The sequence below is a fragment of the Gemmatimonadaceae bacterium genome (assembly GCA_035533015.1).
Taxonomy (GTDB): Bacteria; Gemmatimonadota; Gemmatimonadetes; order Gemmatimonadales; family Gemmatimonadaceae; genus JAGWRI01.
Window position 1 is genome coordinate 1 of record DATLUQ010000014.1, and the last position, 18,310, is coordinate 18,310.

General features: G+C 67.4%; 16 protein-coding genes. 2 read left to right on the forward strand and 14 right to left on the reverse strand.

Going from position 1 to position 18,310, the window contains the following annotated elements; all coding sequences use genetic code 11:
- Positions 1-1,990: tetratricopeptide repeat protein (locus VNF92_03175; GenBank protein ID HVA56864.1), on the forward strand; the 1,990-nt coding region annotated here is incomplete at its 5' end.
- Between the two features lie 139 nt (positions 1,991-2,129).
- On the opposite strand, the gene VNF92_03180 is transcribed toward VNF92_03175, so the two are convergent.
- From VNF92_03180 to VNF92_03195, 4 genes are read right to left on the reverse strand one after another with little or no spacing between them, the layout of a single operon-like run.
- A complete protein-coding gene (locus tag VNF92_03180; protein HVA56865.1) occupies positions 2,130-2,609 on the reverse strand; it encodes a carbon monoxide dehydrogenase subunit G in 480 nt (159 codons plus the stop codon).
- A 10-nt stretch (positions 2,610-2,619) separates the two neighbouring features.
- Positions 2,620-3,477: an FAD binding domain-containing protein gene (locus VNF92_03185; protein ID HVA56866.1), complete on the reverse strand. Its 858-nt coding sequence runs from the start codon at positions 3,475-3,477 to the stop codon at positions 2,620-2,622.
- Positions 3,474-5,831: a molybdopterin cofactor-binding domain-containing protein gene (locus VNF92_03190; protein ID HVA56867.1), complete on the reverse strand. Its 2,358-nt coding sequence runs from the start codon at positions 5,829-5,831 to the stop codon at positions 3,474-3,476. Before VNF92_03190 ends, VNF92_03185 begins: the two co-directional genes overlap by 4 nt.
- Positions 5,832-5,842: 11 nt before the next feature.
- Entirely contained in the window at positions 5,843-6,334 is a 492-nt protein-coding gene (locus VNF92_03195; protein HVA56868.1) for a (2Fe-2S)-binding protein, read from the reverse strand.
- A 104-nt stretch (positions 6,335-6,438) separates the two neighbouring features.
- On the opposite strand from VNF92_03195, the gene VNF92_03200 reads away from it, so the two are divergent.
- Entirely contained in the window at positions 6,439-6,774 is a 336-nt protein-coding gene (locus VNF92_03200) for an antibiotic biosynthesis monooxygenase (protein ID HVA56869.1), read from the forward strand.
- A 21-nt stretch (positions 6,775-6,795) separates the two neighbouring features.
- Here VNF92_03200 and VNF92_03205 read toward each other — a convergent pair whose 3' ends face one another.
- From VNF92_03205 to VNF92_03250, 10 genes are all read right to left on the reverse strand, one after another.
- The gene (locus VNF92_03205) at positions 6,796-7,806 is read right to left on the reverse strand and encodes a ferritin-like protein (GenBank protein ID HVA56870.1); all 1,011 of its coding nucleotides are present in this window, start codon (positions 7,804-7,806) and stop codon (positions 6,796-6,798) included.
- Positions 7,807-7,822: 16 nt separating this feature from the next.
- Positions 7,823-9,658 carry a GMC family oxidoreductase gene (locus tag VNF92_03210; protein ID HVA56871.1) on the reverse strand — a complete coding sequence of 612 codons (1,836 nt, stop codon included), beginning with the start codon at positions 9,656-9,658 and terminating at the stop codon, positions 7,823-7,825.
- Complete coding sequence (locus VNF92_03215) at positions 9,655-10,113, reverse strand: hypothetical protein (GenBank protein HVA56872.1); 459 nt, start codon at positions 10,111-10,113, stop codon at positions 9,655-9,657. Before VNF92_03215 ends, VNF92_03210 begins: the two co-directional genes overlap by 4 nt.
- A 100-nt stretch (positions 10,114-10,213) precedes the next feature.
- Positions 10,214-11,119 (reverse strand): hypothetical protein, encoded by a 906-nt coding sequence (locus VNF92_03220; protein ID HVA56873.1) that lies wholly within the window; start codon positions 11,117-11,119, stop codon positions 10,214-10,216.
- A gap of 134 nt (positions 11,120-11,253) precedes the next feature.
- Entirely contained in the window at positions 11,254-12,276 is a 1,023-nt protein-coding gene (locus tag VNF92_03225; GenBank protein HVA56874.1) for a lysylphosphatidylglycerol synthase transmembrane domain-containing protein, read from the reverse strand.
- Positions 12,273-12,968, reverse strand: coding sequence for a polysaccharide deacetylase family protein (locus tag VNF92_03230; protein HVA56875.1), 696 nt, complete (start codon positions 12,966-12,968; stop codon positions 12,273-12,275). The genes VNF92_03225 and VNF92_03230 overlap by 4 nt, the downstream gene beginning before the upstream one ends.
- Entirely contained in the window at positions 12,965-14,173 is a 1,209-nt protein-coding gene (locus tag VNF92_03235; protein ID HVA56876.1) for a glycosyltransferase family 4 protein, read from the reverse strand. Before VNF92_03235 ends, VNF92_03230 begins: the two co-directional genes overlap by 4 nt.
- A gap of 133 nt (positions 14,174-14,306) precedes the next feature.
- On the reverse strand, positions 14,307-15,668 hold the full coding sequence (gene purF, locus VNF92_03240; GenBank protein HVA56877.1) for an amidophosphoribosyltransferase: 1,362 nt from the start codon (positions 15,666-15,668) through the stop codon (positions 14,307-14,309).
- Between the two features lie 4 nt (positions 15,669-15,672).
- Positions 15,673-17,970, reverse strand: coding sequence for a phosphoribosylformylglycinamidine synthase subunit PurL (gene purL, locus VNF92_03245; protein ID HVA56878.1), 2,298 nt, complete (start codon positions 17,968-17,970; stop codon positions 15,673-15,675).
- A 5-nt stretch (positions 17,971-17,975) separates the two neighbouring features.
- On the reverse strand, positions 17,976-18,299 hold the full coding sequence (locus VNF92_03250) for a zf-TFIIB domain-containing protein (protein ID HVA56879.1): 324 nt from the start codon (positions 18,297-18,299) through the stop codon (positions 17,976-17,978).
- Positions 18,300-18,310: the final 11 nt, after the last annotated feature.

Sequence of the window (18,310 nt, forward strand, 5' to 3'; positions counted from 1 at the left end):
CGCAGAACACTCGATCACGCAGACGGGGCTCGCCGTCGGCACGCCGACTTACATGAGCCCCGAGCAAGCCGTTGGCGCGCAGGACGTGGACGGGCGGAGCGACATCTACAGCCTGGGCTGCGTGGTGTACGAGATGCTGGCTGGACAGCCGCCGTTTCACGGGTCCTCGCTGCGCGAATTGCTGGCCCGCCACGCGATCGCGGTGGTTCCGAGCGTTCGGGTCCTTCGGTCGGGCGTGGAGCCGCACGTGGACGACGCTTTGATAAGAGCGCTGGCCAAAGATCCGGCGGAGCGGTTCGCCACGGCGCAGGAGTTCGCCACCGCGCTCTCGGTGCCAGGCGCATCGACGAGAGCCGCGCGTGACGCCACGTCCCAGGAGGGGTTCTGGGCCCGGGTACGATCGGTGTTCGCCAGCCCGCCCCCTGCGGTTGGCCGCCCGTCGAATCCGCCGGTCGAGGCCAGGGGCGAGGCACGGAACGCACCGGCGTCTCCCGCGCCCACGGTTCGTGGCGGCGTAGCCGCCCAGATGCTGCAGAGCATCCCATCGCCCATTGGCGTGACGACGCCGATCATGACTACGCCCTCGGGTCGCGTGCCCATCGACTCGCTGGCGGTACTTCCGTTCAGCAGTCCGAGCGAGGATCCGGACAGCGAATACCTGAGCGACGGGATCACCGAGAGCATCATGAACAAGCTCGCGGGCGTTTCCGGGCTGCGAGTGGTGCCGCGGTCGGTGGTGTTTCGCTACAAGGGCACGGCGATGGATCCGTCGGCCGTCGCGCACGAGGTGAATGCGCGCGCTGTGGTGAGCGGCCGCATCCTCCATCGCGGCGATACGCTGATCATCAAGGCAGAGCTGGTGGACGCCGTCACCGAGTCGCAACTCTGGGGCGAACAGTACAACCGTACGATGTCGGACATCTTCGTGGTGCAGGAGGAGATGGCGGGCGAGATCACCCGATCGCTCCAGCTGAAATTGAGCGGTGACGAACACCGGGGGCTGGCAAAGCGCTTCACGGAGAGTACCGAGGCCTACCAGGCGTACCTGCGGGGGCGGCACCACTGGAACAAGCGGACGGTGGCCGGGCTGGAGCAGGCCCTCGCACACTTCCAGCGAGCGATCGACCTCGACCCGACCTATGCACTGGCCTACACGGGGCTGGCCGATACGTACAACATTCTCGGCTACTACAACGACCTCCGGCCGCACGATGCCTATCCGAAAGGCAGGGCCGCGGTGTTGCGCGCTCTGGAGATCGACCCGTCGCTGGCGGAGGCGCACGCATCGATGGGATACGTGCAGGTGTTCTACGACTATGACTGGCCCGGCGCTGCCAGAAGCTTTCGGCGGGCCCTGGATCTCAATCCAAAATATGCCACGACCCATCAGTGGTACGCGTGGTACTTGTTCGCCGTCGACCGGTTCGACGACGCCTTGTCGGCGTTGTTGCAAGCCCAGCAACTCGACCCGTTGTCACTGATCATCAACGACCATCTCGGGTATGCGCTCCTCCTGGCGGGCAAGCCCGAGGAGGCGCTGGCGCACCTCGAGAAGACGAGGGGGCTCGATCCGTCGTTCCCGTGGACGTACTGGCGGCTGGGGAACGTGTTGTTCGCGATGGGACGGTTCGACGAGGCGATCGCCGCGTTCAGGTCGGTCGTGCAGATGACGAATGGCGGCGTTGCGTTGGGCTACGTCGGGCACGCATACGCCGCTGCCGGTCGGAACGACGAAGCGCAGGAAGTGGTCGCCAGGCTCGTCGAGCTGTCCCGCACCCGGTATGTGTCGCCGCTCGAGTTCGCGCTGGTGTACGCCGGACTCGGGCGGACGGAGGACGCGATCGCATCGCTCCAGAGGGCGTACGATGACCGGGTGAGCGACTTCGCGCGGGTGAAGCTGCTCCCGTGGCCCGACGCGGTACGCAAGCATCCGGGATTCGCCGCCCTTCTCGCCAAGCTCGGCGGGAACCGCTTGTCCTCCACCCCGTAGCGCACGGATCGCACCGCGAACGAGGCGGCCGGTCGTCGGCGCTACGTGGTGCCGAAGGCAGCGCGCGGCGGTGCAGCCGCCTCGGCAGCGGCGAGGCGCCCCTGCTCGAGCACGCCGCCCAAGGCGAAGAATCCGTGGATCATTGCGTCTTTCCCCGTGCTCGGCTGCGCGGGCCGCGCTTCACGTGGGCGGCAAACTTGCTCCAGAACGCGGCGCTGATGCGCTCGACGGTTCCGCCGAGCATCCGCGCCCCGACGTTGGCGACGGTGCCGTGCAGGTCCGCCGCCACCGCCCAGTCGAGGCGTGTGGAGTCCGGCGCGAGCGAAACCAGCGTTGCGGTGCACCTGGCCCGGGCGGCCGACCCTGGCGCTTCCCCCCTCACCGACAGTTGCGCGCTCGCGGGTGGTTCGAGGTCGGACAACTCCACGTGCAGCGTGAAACGAAGCTTGACGCTTCCCACGCCGAGCCGCGCGATCACTTCGAAGTGCGTGTCGTCGGCCACGCTGACGGTCTCCACGTCGGGCGAGCACGACGCCACATACTGGTGGTCCATCAGCCGCTCCCACACCACGTGGACCGGCGCGGCAATCGCCTGCTCGCCGGCGAGTTCGAGGCGCACGATCGGCCCCCTACGACGCTCGGTCGATTGCGCGGAGAAGGGCGCGGCGCGCAGCCACCGTGGCGAGGTGGAGACGGTATTCAGCCGAGGCGTGGATATCGCCATTCGCACGCACGCCGGTGGCCGTGGCACGGGCCGCGCGGCTCACGGCTTCCGTGCCGCCGTCGGTTCCCACGATCTGATCCGCAGCGTTACTCAGGAAGGGCGTGTCGGCGAGCCCGGCAAAGGCCAGTCGTGCGGCGACGACCTTGCCCTTGGCGCGTGCCACGACCGCAGCGGCCCCGACCAGCGAGTAGCCCGACGCCGCTTGCTCGAAAGACTCATATGCCGTTCCGGTTCCCTTCGTGGTGACCGGCACGTGAATCTCGATCAGGAGTTCGCTCGGTTTCATCGCGGTCTCGAACGGCCCGCGGAAGAACGCGTGCGCCGCGACGGTGCGCACCGCACGAGCGGATCGGAGTACGAAGGTCGCGCCGAGGGCCAGCATCGCCGCCGGCATGTCGGCGGCCGGGTCGGCGTGGGCGAGCCCGCCGCCGATGGTGCCCACGTTGCGCAGCTGCAGGTCCCCGATGTGGGAGGCGACCTCGGCAAGGAGCGGCACGTTCTTCGACAACAGCTTCGATTCGAGCACCTCGCGATACGTCGTGGCGGCGCCGATGCGCACCCCGCTTCCTTTTCCGCGGGCGATCCCCCGCAGCGCGTCGAGGTGCGCGATGTCGACCAGCCGCTTGGGCTGCGCGAGGCGGAACCGGAGCAGGGGGATGAGGCTCTGGCCCCCGCAGATCACCTTGGTGTTCTTCGCGCCGACGGCCTTGAGGGCGTCGGCAAGAGACCGCGCACGCGTGTATTCGAAGGCGGCGGGAATCATGGGCGGGCTCCTTTCGTGGCCGCCTGGATGGCCGCCCAGACCCGGGCCGGCGTGAGCGGCTTGTCGATGTGCGTGATGCCGAGTGGCGAAAGCGCGTCGCACACGGCGCCGACGACGGCCGGTACGGACGCGATGGTGCCCGTTTCACCCACGCCCTTGACGCCGAGCGGGTTCACCGTGGTCGGCGTGACGGTATGCGCGACCTCGATGCGCGGCATCTGCGACGCCTTGGGGACGGCGTAATCCATCATCGTGCCCGTCAGGAGCTGGCCGTCGTCGTCGTACACGGCCATCTCCTGGAGTGCTTCACCGATGCCCTGGATCACGCCGCCATGTACCTGGCCCTCCACGATCATCGGGTTGATGATCGGACCGCAGTCGTCGACGGCGATGTACCGGAGCACTTTCACCTCGCCGGTCTCCACATCCACCTCCACCACGCAGAGGTGCGTTCCGAACGGATACACGAAGTTTGGCGGGTCGAAGAACGCCGTGGCTTCGAGCCCCGGCTCGGTACCCACCGGCATGTTCCACGCGAGGTTGGCCATCAGGGCCAGTTCACCAAAACTCTTTGCCCGGTCCGGGGATCCGCGCACGACGAACCGGCCGTCCTTCCAGTCGAGATTCTCTTCGGGCGCCTCCAAGAGGTGCGCGGCGATTTTCTTGGCCTTCGCCTTTACCCGCAGGGCAGCGATCTTCACGGCGCTTCCGCTGACCGCCGTCGTGCGGCTGCCGTACGTTCCCCACCCCTGGGGCGTGGTTTCAGTATCGCCCGCCACGATCTCGACGTTCTCGATTCCGATCCCGAACTCGTCGGCAACGATCTGGGCGAACGTCGTCTCTTCACCCTGTCCGTGCGGCTTGGCTCCGATATACACCCGCGTGACACCGGTGGGATACACACGGACGATCGCGCTCTCGTAGAGCCCGCCGCCGAACCCCACCGCGCCGGCGACCTGCGAGGGGCCCAACCCGCAAATCTCGCAGTAGGTGGTGATGCCGAGGCCCAGATACCGGCCCTTCTTGCGGGCGGCCGTCTGCTCTGCGCGGAATGCCCGGTAGTCGAGCATTCCCAGCGCCTTGTTCAGCGCGCCCTGATAGTCGCCGGAGTCGTACGTGATGCCGGTCGCCACCGTGTACGGAAAGCTCTCCTTGGGGATCAGGTTCTTGCGTCGCACATCCACCGGATCCATGGCGAGCTGGTGCGCGAACTGGTCCACCAGTCGCTCGAGCATGTAGGTCGCTTCCGGACGGCCGGCCCCACGGTAGGCGTCCACCGGCGTGGTGGTCGTGTACACGCCCCGGACCACGCCCTTGATGTTCGGAATCATGTATGGTCCCGAGTACATCAGGCCGCTCAGGATGGTGGGGATCCCGGGCCCTGCAGTGGAGGCGTAGGCCCCAAGTCCCGCGTACACCCGGCAGCGCAGTCCGGTAATCTTGCCGTCCTTCGTGCCGCAGAGCTCGACGTGCTCCACGTGATCCCGGCCGTGGATGGTTGCCTTATAGTTCTCCGAGCGGTCTTCGGTCCACTTGACCGGCCGCTGGAGTTGCATCGCGGCGAAGCCCACCAGCGCCTCATCGGCATAGGCCGGGATCTTGCTGCCGAACGCGCCTCCCACCTCGGGAGCGATCACCCGGAGACGGTGCTCGGGCACCTTGAGCATGACCGAGCAGAGGAAGCGGTGGATGTGCGGATTCTGGCTCGTGACCCAGAGCGTGAGCTGTTCCGTGCTGGCATTGTAGGTGGCCACCGCGGCCCGGGGCTCCATCGCGGTGGGTTGCATGCGCTGATGGACGAGCCGCATCGCCACCTTCACTGGCGCTTCGGCGAACGCCTTGTCCGCGTCGCCGCCAGCGACGGTCCAAGTGAAGGCGACGTTCGACGCAATTTCCGAATGGAGTCGTGGTGCGCCGGGCTGCGTCGCCAACTCGGGATCGACGACAGCCGCCAGTGGTTCGTAGTCCACCGCGATGAGGTCGAGGGCGTCGCGCGCGGCTTCGCGCGTTTCCCCCACGACCATCGCCACCCCGTCTCCCGCATAGCGCACCGTGTCCACGGCCAGCAGCGGGTGCGCCGGGATCTTGAGGTCGCAGTTTGGCACGTTCCACGCGCAGGGAACCGGGTTCACCTTCTCCGCCACGTCCTTGCCGGTATACACCGCCACCACGCCGGGTGCCTTTCTGGCCTGGGCGACATCGACTTTCCGGATGCGCGCGTGCGCCCACGGACTGCGGAGGATAGCGGCGTGGAGTACCCCCGGGAGCTTGACGTCGTCGGTGTAGGTCGCGTGGCCGGTGATGAGTCGTGGGTCTTCCCGGCGCCTGACGCTGGACCCGATGAGTGTTCCCATGTCTCCCTCCTTCAGGCCGACGCGCGGCCAGGCTTCGACGCACGGAGCGTCTCAGCGGCGGCGCGGATGGCGTCCACGATGTTCTGGTAACCGGTGCAGCGGCAGAGATTCCCGTCGATCGCGTGGCGGATCTCCGCCTCGGTCGGGTCGGGATTCGCCGCGAGGAGGTCCACGGCGGTCATGATCATGCCCGGCGTGCAGAACCCGCACTGCAATCCGTGCTTGTCCATGAACGCCTGCTGGACCGGGTGCAGCATTTCGGCGCCAAGGTGCTCGATGGTGGTGATCTCGCGCCCCTCCGCCTGAACCGCGAGCACCGCGCAACTCTTCACCGCACGTCCATCGAGGTGGACGGTGCACGCGCCGCACTGGCTGGTGTCGCAACCCACGTGCGTGCCTGTGAGGCCGAGTTGGTCTCGGAGCACGTGGACGAGAAGGGCTCGCGGCTCCACGCGGACCGAACGAGCGACACCGTTGACCTTGAGCGTGATGGACGCGACCACGAGAACTCTCCGCTCGGGTTTGCTGAGTCCGGCTCGCCATGCGGCGAATCCGAGACTAATATGCCGCGGGCTGAAACCACCCGCAACCATTGTGGAGGACGTCGATGATCACGCTGACCGCACGTTTCACCATACGCCCGGGCCGGATTCCAGCGGCCCTCAAGCTGGTGCATGCCGTGAAGGCGCAGTCCGATGCCGAACAGCCGGGCACGCTGCTTTACCTCGTGCATCGCGTCCTGGACAAGCATCACCAGCCCACGCGCGAGTTGTTGTTCTACGAATGCTACCGGGACCAGAAGGCGCTCGACACGCACTTGAAGTCGTCGACCTGGAAGGCGTTGACGCGACGGTGGGAGTCCTGCTTCGAGGGCACGCCGGCGGAGATCGCCGTCACGCCCCTCGATCGGATTGCCGGATTCGTCCACCTAGAGGCACCCTAGTCCCCGAGTGCGCGGACCTGCTCAGCGGGCGTACTCGAAGCTCGGTCCCACCGTGGATCCGTCGGCGCGTCCGGTGGGAATCGCCATCAGGGCCTGGGCGCGGTACTTGAGCTCGTACATCTGCGGCGCGGCCTCCAGCAGCTGCTGCGGCTTCCCGTTGAACGCGCCGTGAAGGGTGCCCAACAGCGCGGTGTACCGGCGGTTGAATTCGACCATCAGGCGGTGGACCTCCGGCTGCCGGCGGTACTGGCTGGCCCGCGGATTGGCGCGCATTGGGTAGCGCGCCGACCAGTCGATCGGGAGTTCGGCTCCGGTGGGCCCGCTCGCCGGGGAGTCGGAGCCAACGTATCGCCGCCCGGAGCGGATCTCGTTGAAACGAAAGTAATGCGCCAGCTCGTCCACCTGTCCGAACCGCTCATCACCGTCGAAAATCGTGTGGTCCAGCCCTTCTCCCTGCTCGGCGATCTCGGCGATGGCGCGCCGCGCGGAGGCGAGGTCGGTCACGCCGATCGGTTCCCCTCCACCCCCATAGTAGTACCGGCTTCCGGCGATCTGGAACCTCCGCTTGCCACTGAACAGCTTCTTCTCGCCGTACCTTCGCGTCAGCCGTTCGAGTCCGTCGGCGATGGCTTCGTAGAACTGGCCGATGGTGTGGTAGCGGTTGGCCTGCGGCCTGGCGCCTGGCTTGGCCGGCCGCTCGATCCGGAGAAAGGTGTCGAGCGCCTCCGGACTGAAGGGAAGGAGCGAGACGAGAAAGGCGCGTTGACTGTGCGGCAGGTACGTCGGGTACTTCGGCACGAACTTCGGGTGGTCCACCTTGGGCTCACCGCCCACGGAGTTGAGCAAGTTCGCGACCAGCGTCATGTGCAGCATCTCCTCCATGACCACCGCCCGGATGAGCGACACCGCAGCGGTGTTGGCGCCGTCGGGAATGGAGTACAGCGCGCACAGATAGGGAGGGATCGTCGCGTGCTCGAGTTCCAGCGCCCATTGCAGATGGCGCCACAGGTCCACTCGGTCGGTGATAGGCATGGCGGCAATCCCCGGATCAGCGGAGTTGGGTGAGCATATCTCTGGTGGACATCAGCGTCATGGCAAGCGCCGTGAGAGTCGGGTTCGCGGTGCCCGTGGTCGGCATGCTTCCGCAGCCCACGACGTAGAGATTCTCGTGATCCCAACTGCGTTGATTGCGATCGACGACGCTGTCGTTCCGGGTCGTTCCCATCCGGTGCGTCCCGATGTGATGGCCGGCGCCGATGAAATGCAGGAGATAATCCCGACCATCCTTCGCGCGGTACTGACGTTCATCGGGCAGGCCCGCCGGCGGAACGTAGAAGATGTCCTCCTCGGGAATTCCCATCCTCCGGTAGATCGCCTGCGACACTTTGATCGCCTCGACCATCGCCTGCCACGTGTAATCGGAGAGTCCGTAGTTGATGACGGGTCGGAAGCATCCCGCGGCATCCACGAACTCGCGCGAGATGGTCACGCGATTCCCCGGCTGGGGGAGCTGTTCGATGTCGAATCCGATGCGGATCTGTCGCGGTAGCGTGTCGCCGAGCTGCTGGCGCAGCTTCTTGCCGAAGATATTCTTTCCCAGGCGGCCGGTTACGTCGCCGTCGGGCGGGAAGTCCACGACGTCCCATCCCCAGTTGCCGAGGTCCACGCGGAACGCCGCGAAGTCCTTGCGGAACGCGCCGTCACGAAGGCTCTCCACGCCGGACGTCTGACCCGGGCCCCGGAACATCCCCATCGACTGCGGGGCGAGCGCCCAGGTGAAAAAGAACGGATGGTCCATCAGGTTGCGCCCGACCTGATCGCTGGAATTCGCCGCGTTGGACGCCAGCAGCAGTTTGGCGTTCTCCACCGCGTGGCCGGCGAGCACGTAGATCGTCGCCGTTGCCGTGTGCGCCGTCATCGGCCCGCCTTCCTGGTCGTACGTGAGGTACTCGACGCCGTCGATCCTCCCGTTGGAGGCGATGTGCAGCTTCGTGGCGACGGCCTGCGTGCGAAGCGTCACCATGCGGCGGTCGAGTTCGGCGATCGTCTTGAGCGACGAGTACTTGGCCTGGACCGGACAGATCGGGATGCAGCTTGCGTTGCCTTCGCATCGCAGTCCGATCTCCGGGCGGCCGAGGGCTCCCTTCGGGATGTACCCATGCCGGTCCACGCCGCCTACGCGCACCGTCCTCGTGCGGGGAATCGAGTTCCGGGCCTGCGCGAGACTCGAGACCCTGACCGGATATTTGCGTCCAGCCAACTCGACGGTCAGCCCACGCGTCTTCCGCGCGATGACCTGGTCGCTGTAGCTCGGCGGGATTCGCTCCATGGGATAATCGTACCCCCTGGGGAACCACACACCGAGGTGTTCCTGATCGCGGCGGTTTGCGGCCACGCCAATGGACCACTCGGCTTCGCAGTAGTGATCCTGCAGATCGTCGTAGGTGATCGGCCAGTCCACCCCGACGCCGTATTTCGTATTGAGCCGGAAGTCGTTGGGGAGGAATCGCGGCGTCGTGCCCAACCAATGGAGCGACGTCCCGCCCAGCGAGCGCAGGTACGTGGAGCCGAATCCCTGAGGTCCGCGCTCCACCTGGTAGCCTACGAGGTCGGGCGTTCCCTTTCGAATGCGCAGGATGTCGGTGGACAGCGGCGACGGAGCGCTCGCGTTCTGCGGATACGGGGAATTGGGTTCCTTGATCACGGCCGTGTAGTAGCTGTCCACGTAGGACCGGTAGCCGTCGTACGTGAGGCCCGAAGCGCGCCCGGCCTCGAGCATCAGGACGCGCTTGTGCTGCGCGCCAAGCTCCCGGGCCACGTGGGCGCCGATCGGACCCGAGCCAATGACGATCGCGTCGTAGTGTTCGCCGTCGTCGCTCGTCACGGCTGCGTTCCCTCGGGAGGCAGCGCCCAGGAGCCGAAGCCAGGCTGCTTCGCCGCCGGTGGATGCGTGTGGAGGGCCTTCCAGACGAGCCCGCCGGTGTACGATTGGGGCGACACGACGAACGTGGTGTCGCCAGCCCATGCCCCGTGGGCGTTGCGCCACGTGGACGGGAGTTGGTTCCACATGCCCAGGTACCAGAGTGCGGCGAGGTTGCGGGCGATCGGCCCGAGCGCCGCGTCCTCGAATAGCTCGGTGGTCACCAGATCCTCGAGCAGCCGTTCGTCGCCCGCGCCCCGCGCGTTGATGTTCGCCCAGCGAGTGAGGAGCCGTCCGAAGAAGTCGGGGCCGATGATGGACGGAATGAGGTCGAAGTAGGTCTGCGTCATCCCCGTTCCGTGGAGTTCCGCAGCATCGAACCCGGTGATGAGCGCCGAGAGACCGACGAACTGCGACATCGGCGTGCCGAGGTCGGGTGGGGGCGACGATTTCGGGGCGGCGGCTCTCTTCGCGGGCCTCCGGGACGACGGTCGTGGAGTCACGGGTTGCGTCCGGGGCCTAGAGGTCGGCGTAATAGGGCGTCGCTTCTGCGATGCACGTCGGGCTCGCGAAATGCTGGATGGCCGCCGCGCGTCGCGTGCCGATCAACCGCAGCATGTCGTGTCGCATCGGGTGCTTGCTCTGGCCGAACTGCATCGCTACCGCATTGCTCGACGGCGGCACCATGTAGGTCTGATGCAGGCCGAAATAATTGCGGCGCGACGCCACGGGTCGGCGGGTGTTGTCGTCGTAGCTGATGTCGATCCACTCCGACATGTTGGACGCGATGCCCGTCAGGCCGGAGAGATCGACCTTCCCCTGGTAGATCGTCGGCTGAGCGCGGGTCGAATCGTAGCAGGTCCAGTTCCAGGTCGTGACTCCCGGAAGGTTCGGCGATGGTACCGTGTACTCGTATGGCGTGAGAAACTTGTTTTCGAAGTAACTCTGGCGACCGAACGCCACGGCGATGGGGTCGTCGCAGGCCACCCACAAACGGAAATTGCCGACGCGTTTGGTCTGCTCGCCGAGGGTGAGGTAGTCGCTGAGGGACAGTCCTTGTGGCACGTTCTGTTCGATCTTCGTGGCGTAGCCGACGATGTTCAACTCGGTCTCGTTGAAGCCGGAGATGCCGGGGTTTCCCGGCTGGCCCGACCCGTACAGCGCGGCGGCGTTGAAGAAGTTGATGTTCACCGCACCCTTGTTCCCGCCAAAATCGTACGGGGTCATGCCGAATGGCTCGAGATAGGACCTCAGGAGCGGCAATTCCACGCTCCACCAGACCCAGATGGCCTGGATGCCGGCGTAGAAGAAGCCCTGGGCAGCGGGAACCTGGAGGGTGCCGCTGGTCTTCGACGTCACCTTGATCTTGGGGATCGTGACTTTGGTGGGCAGCGGTGGGAGAGGGCCAGGCTTCGGTGGTGCCATAATCAGACCTCGAACGTGCCAGGGGTGCGGAGCAGGCGTCATCAATTCCAGTGAACGGTGACTTATAGCGTCCGGCCGAAGGAGGCGCAAGCACGCGCGATGGTGCGTGCCGCGCGTATGCCGGCGGGAGCCGCCTATTCGAACTGGTCGGTCGGCAGGTCGAGCGGATTCACGGCCACGCCTGCAGCGCTCGGCGGTTCACCGGCATGGCGACGCCTCCGCAGGAATTCCGGCGCCATCACGATGCCGATGGCGGTGACGGGCAGGATCTGCTGCGCCTGGATGAGGAACGCCACGGCCACGGCGGCGTTCGAATCGAAGCCCAGCGCCGCGGCGGTGAGCGCATAGAAGACCTCGAACACGCCGACGTTGCCCGGGGTGGAGCGAATGGCGAATCCGACGTTCACGGCCAGCAGACAGGCGACGGTGCCCGTGAAGGTGATGGGGAAATGGACGGCGCGCGCCGTGAGCCCGTAGGTAGCGATCTGCAACGCCCACGCGCCCATGGACAGCAGCATCGCCGCGGCGAACCGCGGCACGGTGGAGACGCTCGCCAGGGTGTGCGTGAACCGGCGCGCGTAGGCCCGCAGTTTGCCGCGCCAGTTGGTCTCGTCCGTCGTCACGCGCTCCTCGGTCTTCTCGCGGCTGAGCAGGAAGAGCACGAAGAACCCCAACACGGCGAGCGCGGTGATGGCGAACGGGCGGAGTCCCGCGATGTGGTCGGGAAGCGGGAGCAACCAGATGCCGAGGACAAGCATCAGCACGTAGCCGATCACCTCGAACAGCCGCTCGAGCGCGAACGTGGCGAGGATCTTCGCGCTGGGCACCCGCGTGGCGCGCGCCACGAAGATCACGCGGGCCGCTTCACCGCCGTTGGCCACGAGGACGTTGTTGAGTCCGGCGCCGGCGAACGTGGCGCGCATGGCGAGCCAGAGCGAGTCGGCGCCCACGGGCCGCAGGAACACCCACCAACGCACGCCTTTGAGGACGAGCGAGGTGAGGTTCACCGCCGCTGCCAGGAGCAGTAGACTCGGCGACGCCGAGCGGAATGCACGCCATGTCTCGCCCCACTGCACCCGCGTGGCGAACAGCACGAGGAAGGCGGCGACAGCCACCCACATCGAGATTCGCAGGACGCGGATGACCTGGCGCTTCATGCGGCGGGGACCGGTACGAACCGGTAGCCCCGGCCCTCGAGCGCAGAGAGCACTTGGGGTACTGCCTCCGCCGTCTGGCGCCGGTCACCCACCGGGTCGTAGCCGTCTCCGTCGTGCAGTAGGAGAATCGAACCGGGCCGCGCGCCGTCGACCGTGCGTTGGGCGATCACGTCGGCCCCCGGGCGGTCGGAGTCCCAGACGCCCAGCGACCATCCGATGACGCGCTCACCCAGCGAACGAGCGATGGAGTTGACCCACGGACTGCGAAAGCCATGCGGCGCACGGAACAGCGCGGGTCGTGCACCGCACGCCTGGGCGATGGCGTCTACGCCGCGCGTGAGATCGTCGCGCACGTAGGCGGGGCTCTTGAAGTGGAGTTTACGGTGGTAATAGCCGTGGTTGCCGACCGCGTGCCCATCGTCGCGGATGCGGCGCACGAGCGCCGGCCACCGTTCCGCATGGCGCCCCAGGATGAAGAAGGTGGCGTGCGCACCCGCGCGGGCCAGGGCGTCGAGAATTGGCGGGGTGGCCTCGGGGTTCGGACCGTCGTCGAATGTCAGCGCGACGACGCGCTCCCTCGTGGGGAGCCGGCCGAGCGCGGGCCCGAACAGGTAACTGTTCCGGTAGAAGGCTCCGTGCGCGGCGAGTCCCATGGCCACCGTGGCGCCGCCGAGCACTGCCGGCCCGTTCATGGAACGACGGCGATGTGTCCGAGAATGGAGCGGTAGACGTCGAGCACCTGGCCGGCGACCCGGTCCCACCCGTAGGCCAGCGACTCCTCACGGCCGCGTTTCCCGAGCTGGGTCCGGAGGGCGGGATCATCGATGAGGCGCACGATCGCGTCGGCCAGGGCGTCGTGGTCGCCGCACGGTACCATGAGCGCTTCGCGGCCGTTCTCCACGACGTCGCGGAAGCCGAGGATGTCGGAGCAGACGATTGGGGTCTCGCAGGCCATCGACTCGAGCAGCGTGATGCCGAATGACGCCTTCGTCGTGGGGCAGGCGTAGATCGAGCAGTTGGCGTAGTAGCTGGGCCGGCCCTCGAGCACGGCGCCCACGAACGTGATGTCCGGGTCGCCGCCGGCCAGTGCGCGGTAGTGGTCGCGGAGCGGGCCGTCGCCCACCACGACCAACTGGGCCTCGCGGCCGAGCGCCTTCACCCGGCGGAAAGCGTGGATGAGCGTGTCGAGGCCGTTGCGCGGATCGAACCGTCCGAGGAACAGGATCGACGGTACGTCGGTCCGGATCGTGGCGGGCCGCGGCGCGTCCGGCGTGAACACGTCGACGTCTATGCCGTTGGGAATGATCTTCCAGTCGGCCGTGAAGTAGCGGTTCAGCGCGACCGTGGTGGAGTGCGAGACGGCGATGGCCGCGCTCAGCTTGTCGAGCCGGCGCTGGAAGTACCGGTTGAACAGCGCGTAGGCCTTGGAATGGTCGAAATACGTATGGAAGGTGCCGACCACCGGGCAGTCTGCCTCATCGATGGCGAGCATGGGCAGCACGGGCGTGAGGGGCGAGTGGACGTGCACGATGTCGTACCGGCCTTCGCGAAGCACGCGACGCATGCGGCGCCGCAGCCCGATGCCGACCGTGATGCGGGCCTGCGATCCGTTGGACTGCACGGGCTGGCTGCGCCCGATGCGAATGACGTTGGGATGCTCCGCGGCCCCCGGAATGTGGGACGTGATGATGTCCACGTGGTGGCCGCGGCGTCGCGCCTCGCGGGCGAAGAAGTGCACGTGTTCGCACACCCCGCCCAGATGCGGATAGTAGTACTCCGTGACCAGCGCGATGCGAAACGTCCGATCATCCCGGGCTTCGGGTTGATCGGGCAGCTGCGGCATGGCCGGGTGCTGGGGGGCGCGGAGCGTCCTGCCCGCAAGGGTCAAGATCGGCATGAAGGCGGAAATATACCATTCCCGGGGCACGGGGGTGTAGCGGCACCGCCCGGCGCTCGGGGAGCACCCGGCTCGGGCGCATGTATGACGGAGTCACCGGTCCGGGCGTTTCGCCCCACCCGGGAATTCGGCATCAGTCGCGGCGGGCGTCCAGCGGCGCCGCCGTGGGGTAGTCGCCGGTGAAGCACGCGTCGCAGAATCCTTCGGGGCCGCCCGGTACGGCACCGAGCATGCCGTCGCGCGACAGATAGCCGAGGGAGTCCACCCCCAATTCGCGAGCGATCTCGGCCTGCGACAGGTTGGCCGCTATCAACTCCCGTCGGCTGGGCGTGTCGATGCCGTAGTAGCACGGGCCGGTGATCGGGGCCGAGCTGACGCGGAGATGCACTTCCTTCGCGCCGGCGGAGCGGATCATCGCCACCAGGCCGCGCGTGGTCGTGCCGCGCACGATGGAGTCGTCCACCATCACCACGCGCTTGCCCGCGATCACCTCGCGCACCGGGTTGTACTTGATCTTGACCTTGGCATCGCGGCCCGCCTGCGTGGGCTGGATGAACGTGCGGCCCACATAGTGATTGCGGATGAGCGCCAGTTCGTACGGCAGCCCGCTCACCTCGGCAAAGCCGAGGGCCGCCGAGTTGGAGGAGTCGGGAACGCTGAATACGAGGTCGGCGTTCGGCGCCGGGTGCTCCTTGGCCAGTTGCCGTCCCAACTCGCGCCGCGCGCGGTCCACCGACCCCCCGAACACGCGGCTGTCGGGGCGCGCGAAATATACGTACTCGAATACGCACCGGCGCAACGGCATCGGCTCCAGTGCCTGGATGGCGTGGACGCCGGTGTCGTCGACGACGATGATCTCGCCGGGACCCACCTCGCGCTCGGCCACCGCCCCCACGATGTCGAGGGCGCAGGTCTCCGATGCGAACACCACGGCGCCGTTGAGCCGGCCCATGACCAGCGGGCGCCAGCCGCGCGGATCGCGCGCCGCGATCAGCGTGTCGCCGATGGCCGCCACGAGGCTGTACGCACCGTCGAGGCCGGTGAGCGCCTCGGCCATGCGCGCGGCCGGCGTGGGGGCCTGCGACTTGGCCAGCCGGTGCACGATCACTTCCGAATCGGCGTTGGTGGAGAAGATGGATCCCTGGGCTTCGAGCTCGGCCCGCACCTGGACCGCGTTCACGAGATTCCCGTTGTGCGCCAGCGCGATATGCCCGCCGCGGGAACGCACGAAGATCGGCTGCGCGTTCTCGATGGTGGACGAGCCGGCCGTGCTGTACCGCGTGTGGCCGAGGGCCAGGTTGCCATGGAGCTGCTCCAGCTCGTGTCCCATGGTCTCGTTCATGGTGCCCATGGAGCGCACGAGTTGCCCCTGGCCGTGCGCGTCGAGTACCACCACCCCGACGGATTCCTGACCGCGGTGCTGGAGGGAATAGAGCCCCAACTGGGTGAGCCGGGCTGCGTCCGGGGTGCCACGAATACCGAAGATGCCGCACATGAACTCAGGCCGCCGTAGTGACGGGGGAGTCGGAGACGGCGGAGGCCGCCCGCGACATGATACGAGGAATGGATTCGAAGTAGGCGTCGGCGAGCTGCACGATGGATGCCGCGAGATGCCGGTCGCCCGCCGTGATCTCGAGGTTCCCGCCGTTCTCCACGACGCCGATGTCCTGCGCCGGAACGCCGTGGCGGCGGGCCACCGCGAGCACGCCATCGGGATCGGGGGTGGACACGATCACACGTCCCTGTGCCTCACCGAACAGCAGAGCGCGCAGGGGAAGGCCCGCCCACGCGGCGAGGTCGACACGGGCTCCGATTGGACGCTCCCGGTCCATGATGGCGCATTCGGCCAGGGCGACGGCGAGCCCGCCGTCGCTGCAGTCGTGCGCCGAACGGACGGCGCCGGCGGTGATCGTATCGAGCAGCGCTTCGATGAGCCGCCGTTCGGCGTCGAGATCGCAGGTCGGCGGCGCGCCGGCCACGACCCCGTGAATGGTCTGGAGGTATTCGCTCGCGCCGATCGACGCCGTGGGTTCGCCCAGCAGGACGATCCGGTCGCCGGCCTGTGCGAACGCCGCGCGGGTGATGTGGGACAGCGAATCGATGCGTCCGACCATCCCGACGACGGGCGTGGGGTAGATGGCGCCACGCGGGGTCTCATTGTACAGCGATACGTTGCCGCCGGTGACGGGGGTGCCGAGCGCCAAGCACGCTTCGGCCAAGCCAGCCACCGCTTCGCGCAGTTGATAGTAGATGTCGGGTTTGCGCGGGTTCCCGAAGTTGAGGTTGTTGGTGATGGCCATGGGCCGGCCGCCGGTGCACGCGACGTTGCGTGCCGCCTCGGCCACGGCGATGCGCGCGCCGAGTCGGGGATCGAGGTACGTGTAGCGGCCGTTGCCGTCGGTCTTGACGGCCAGGGCACGGTCGGTGCCGCGCACGCGGAGCACGGCGGCATCCCCTCCTGGTCCGACCACCGTGTTGGTGCGCACCGTGGAATCGTACTGTCGGTAGACCCACGCCTTGCTCGCGATCGTGGGGCTGCCCAGCAATCGGAGGAGCGTCCAGACGGGGTCCCGCTCCTCGGCGCGCTCGGGCAGGGCATTCACGTCGCGGGCCCGCAGGGCCGCGATGGCCGGGCTCTCGACGGCATCCGGCGTATAGGTGGGGCAGTCGGTGACCAGGCGGTTGCCGGGGAACTCGGCCACCACGCGGTCGCCCTCGGTGACGCGGTATACCGGGTCCGCTATGACTTGGCCGATCACGGCCGCCGTGAGGTCCCACTTCTCGAGGATGGCGCGGACGGCGTCCTCGTGTCCCTGGCGGGCCACGACGAGCATGCGCTCCTGCGACTCGCTGAGCAGAATCTCGTACGGCGTCATGTTGGGCTCGCGCACCGGTACCCGGGTCACGTCGATCGTCACGCCGACGTCGCCGCGCGCCGCCATCTCGGCCGACGACGACGTGAGGCCGGCGGCCCCCATGTCCTGGATGGCCACGATGTGGCCGCTGTGGATCAGTTCGAGACTGGCTTCGAGCAGCAGCTTCTCGGTGAACGGATCGCCCACCTGCACACGGGGGCGCTTGGCGTCGTTCGCCTCGGACAGGTCCTCGGACGCGAACGAGGCGCCATGAATGCCGTCGCGCCCGGTGCGGGCGCCCACGGCGATGATCGGATTGCCGACTCCCTGAGCGACGGCAAGCATCAATTCCGATTCGCGGAGCAACCCCACGCACATGGCGTTGACGATTGGATTTCCCTCATAGGCCGGATCGAACACGACCTCGCCAGCCACCGTCGGCACGCCCACGCAGTTGCCGTAGTCCCCGATCCCCTTGACGACGCCGCTGAACAGGTAGCGCACGCGGGGGGAGTCGAGGCTGCCGAACCGGAGCGAATTGAGCATCGCGATGGGGCGGGCGCCCATCGTGAACACGTCGCGGAGAATGCCGCCCACCCCGGTGGCCGCGCCCTGGTACGGCTCCACCGCCGAGGGGTGGTTGTGCGATTCGATCTTGAACGCCACGGCCAGACCGTCGCCGATGGCGATGACGCCCGCGTTCTCGCCGGGACCCTGCAGCACGTAGTCGGCCTTGGTGGGCAGGGTGCGGAGCAGGGGACGCGAGTGCTTGTAGGAGCAGTGCTCGCTCCACAGGGCGCTCACGATGCCAAGTTCGGTGAACGTCGGCTCGCGGCCGAGCATGTCGACGAGGCGGCGATACTCGTCCGCGGTGAGCCCGTGCTCGGCGATCAGCGCCGGCGTGATGGCCGGGTCGCCGGGGCGGGGTTGGACGGAACGCACGGAGGTCACTTGGTACGGCCCAGGAGTTCGAGAAGGTCGGTCACGACGTGGGTCAGGGGGCTCTTGGAGGCCTCACGCATCAGGTCCACTTCGCCGGCGTCGAACCAGGCGCCGTGGCACTCGGGACAGATGTCGATCGTCACGCGTCCCTTGACGACCTCGCGCAGGTCGGCGCCGCACTTGGGGCATTTCATGTAGTGGGTATGGCGTTCGCGCGACACGCGATCGGCGTCGAGCCGGGCGCGCATCTGTGCTATCAGCTCGGCATTCTGGCGGGCGAAGTATTCGTCTTCGTTTCCCGTCGGATGTTCACCGGTATGGTGGGGCATCGTTTGCTCCT

What these genes read in the sequence shown, in the direction of transcription:
- VNF92_03185 (HVA56866.1), bottom strand. Translation starts at nt 3,477, where the DNA reads ATGATTCCCGCCGCCTTCGAATACACGCGTGCGCGGTCTCTTGCCGAC.
- VNF92_03190 (HVA56867.1), bottom strand. Translation starts at nt 5,831, where the DNA reads ATGGGAACACTCATCGGGTCCAGCGTCAGGCGCCGGGAAGACCCACGA.
- VNF92_03200 (HVA56869.1), top strand. Translation starts at nt 6,439, where the DNA reads ATGATCACGCTGACCGCACGTTTCACCATACGCCCGGGCCGGATTCCA.
- VNF92_03205 (HVA56870.1), bottom strand. Translation starts at nt 7,806, where the DNA reads ATGCCTATCACCGACCGAGTGGACCTGTGGCGCCATCTGCAATGGGCG.
- VNF92_03215 (HVA56872.1), bottom strand. Translation starts at nt 10,113, where the DNA reads ATGTCGCAGTTCGTCGGTCTCTCGGCGCTCATCACCGGGTTCGATGCT.
- VNF92_03220 (HVA56873.1), bottom strand. Translation starts at nt 11,119, where the DNA reads ATGGCACCACCGAAGCCTGGCCCTCTCCCACCGCTGCCCACCAAAGTC.
- VNF92_03225 (HVA56874.1), bottom strand. Translation starts at nt 12,276, where the DNA reads ATGAAGCGCCAGGTCATCCGCGTCCTGCGAATCTCGATGTGGGTGGCT.
- VNF92_03230 (HVA56875.1), bottom strand. Translation starts at nt 12,968, where the DNA reads ATGAACGGGCCGGCAGTGCTCGGCGGCGCCACGGTGGCCATGGGACTC.
- VNF92_03235 (HVA56876.1), bottom strand. Translation starts at nt 14,173, where the DNA reads ATGCCGATCTTGACCCTTGCGGGCAGGACGCTCCGCGCCCCCCAGCAC.
- purF (HVA56877.1), bottom strand. Translation starts at nt 15,668, where the DNA reads ATGTGCGGCATCTTCGGTATTCGTGGCACCCCGGACGCAGCCCGGCTC.
- VNF92_03250 (HVA56879.1), bottom strand. Translation starts at nt 18,299, where the DNA reads ATGCCCCACCATACCGGTGAACATCCGACGGGAAACGAAGACGAATAC.